Source organism: Candidatus Methylomirabilota bacterium, assembly GCA_035315345.1.
Classification (GTDB): Bacteria; Methylomirabilota; Methylomirabilia; order Rokubacteriales; family CSP1-6; genus CAMLFJ01.
On the sequence record DATFYA010000066.1, the window covers coordinates 1 to 2047 of the forward strand.

2 protein-coding genes are annotated in these 2047 nt (G+C 69.7%); one reads left to right on the top strand and one right to left on the bottom strand.

Going from position 1 to position 2047, the window contains the following annotated elements:
* Positions 1-435: 435 nt before the first annotated feature.
* Positions 436-1521, top strand: coding sequence for an IS5 family transposase (locus VKN16_07910; protein HME94123.1), 1086 nt, complete (start codon positions 436-438; stop codon positions 1519-1521).
* Between the two features lie 342 nt (positions 1522-1863).
* On the opposite strand, the gene VKN16_07915 is transcribed toward VKN16_07910, so the two are convergent.
* On the bottom strand, positions 1864-2047 hold a 184-nt coding region (locus tag VKN16_07915), incomplete at its 5' end, for a DUF5009 domain-containing protein (protein ID HME94124.1).

The following is a 2047-nucleotide window of genomic DNA, read 5'->3' on the forward strand; positions in this document are numbered from 1 at the left end:
CCGCGGGCGGCGTACGCGCGACGGGCTCTCCGGATCCAGAGGCCGCGGACGGCGGTGGTGGCGCGGCGGCCGTCCTCGGCCATGGCGTCGATGCGCGCGGGAGCGCTTAGCGGGCGCGCGTGCGCGCGGCCTTGCGCGTCGCCGCCGCCCGCGTGCGAGGCCTCTTGGAGCGCACGGCCTTCTGCGCGGCGCGCGACCGCGCGCGAGGACCCCGGCGGCGGGCCGAGGCGCGCGCCTGCCGGCTCAGGGCGCCCCGCGAGGCCGCACGGTGTCCCTCGCGACGGAGTGCCGCCCGGACGGCACGCGAGCGCGTCGTCGATGGCACGCGCCGCGACCGACCGCGCCCTAGCAGGCTGCGGAAAAACCTGATGTTTGATGGTCGGGTTGGATGAGAGTTCGGCTACGATGCGCGTAACTCACGTCGAGGAGGCGCGCATGCGGGGTGACGATCGCCAACAGGCCGGGATGTGGAGCTACATTGCGCCGGAGCAGCGCGTGCCGGCCGACCATCCGCTGCGCCCGATCCGGGCAATGGTGGACGCGATCCTGGCGGACCTGTCCCCGGAGTTCGCCGCGCTCTATTCCCCCGTGGGCCGGCCGTCGATCCCGCCCGAGAAGCTGCTGCGGGCGCTGTTGCTGCAGGTCCTCTACAGCACGCGCAGCGAGCGGCTGCTGATGGAGCAGTTGGACTACAATCTGCTCTTTCGCTGGTTCGTCGGGCTGAACATGGATGACCGGATCTGGGATCCCACCGTCTTTACCAAGAATCGCGAGCGGCTCTTGGCCGGAGACATTGCCGAGGCCTTCTTTGCGCGGGTCCTGGCCCAGGCGCGGGAGCGCCGCCTGCTCTCCGACGAGCATTTCACCGTCGACGGCACCCTGATCGAGGCCTGGGCGAGTCTCAAGAGCTTCAAGCGGAAGGACGCCGGCGGCGGGCCTCCGCCGGATGATCCCGGCAATCCGACGGTGGACTTCCACGGCGAGCGGCGGAGCAACGTCACCCACGTGTCGACGACCGATGCCGATGCCCGGCTGGCCCGCAAAGGCAAGGGGCACGAGGCCCAGCTCGCTTACCAGGGGCACGTGCTCATGGAGAACCGCCACGGCTTGGCGGTCGATGGGTGCGTGACCCGGGCGAGCGGGTACGGGGAGCGCGCCGCGGCGTTGGAGATGCTCGGCCACGTGGCGACGACGAAGCGGATTACGGTCGGCGCCGACAAAGGGTATGACACCCGGGACTTCGTCGAAGCCCTCCGGCTGGTCCAGGTGACGCCCCACGTGGCGCAGAACACCGCGCATCGGTCGAGTGCGATCGATCAGCGCACCACGCGCCACGCCGGCTACGAGGTGAGCCAATGGAAACGCAAGCGCGTGGAAGAGATCTTTGGCTGGCTCAAGACCGTCGGGTTGCTGCGCAAGACGCGCCATCGCGGCCGCCGACGCGTGAACTGGATGTTCATCTTCGGCCTGGCGATCTACAACCTGGTCCGCATCCGCAACCTCGCGGGGGCCCTCGGATGAGGCCGAACGCTGTCGCACCGTCTCCCGGTCGATCTTCGCTCCCGCGCGCGGACTCCCGCACCGCCCTTCGGAGCCCCTTGGGACCAGCACGCGTGTTCCTTTCACCCGTTTTTTCCGCATCCTGCTAGGGCTCCGATGCCCTGGCCCTTGAGGGCCCAGACGACGGAAAAGATGGTCGTCTCGGGCGTGCTCGACTCGACGTGACTTCCCTTGGCTCTCAGGATGGCGGCGACAGTCATCGCGAGCCTCCCTTCTCTCTCTCTTAGACCGTAGACCCACGTCCGGAGACGGTCAAGGCCGAGCCGAACCGCGGCAGGCAGCACGAGCACGCGACGGCGCGAGCTAGACGCGGATCCGGATGCCGGCGCGGAAGAGCGCCCACATGATGGCCCACCAGAGGGCCAGGTAGGTGAGCGCGTAGGCGAGCGAGGCGTTCACGGGCGCGGCCCACGGCGCGAACCCGTGGGTGAAGAGCCAGGCCTGCAGGAGCCGCGGCGGCTCGTCCACGTGGATGAGCACGAAGAGC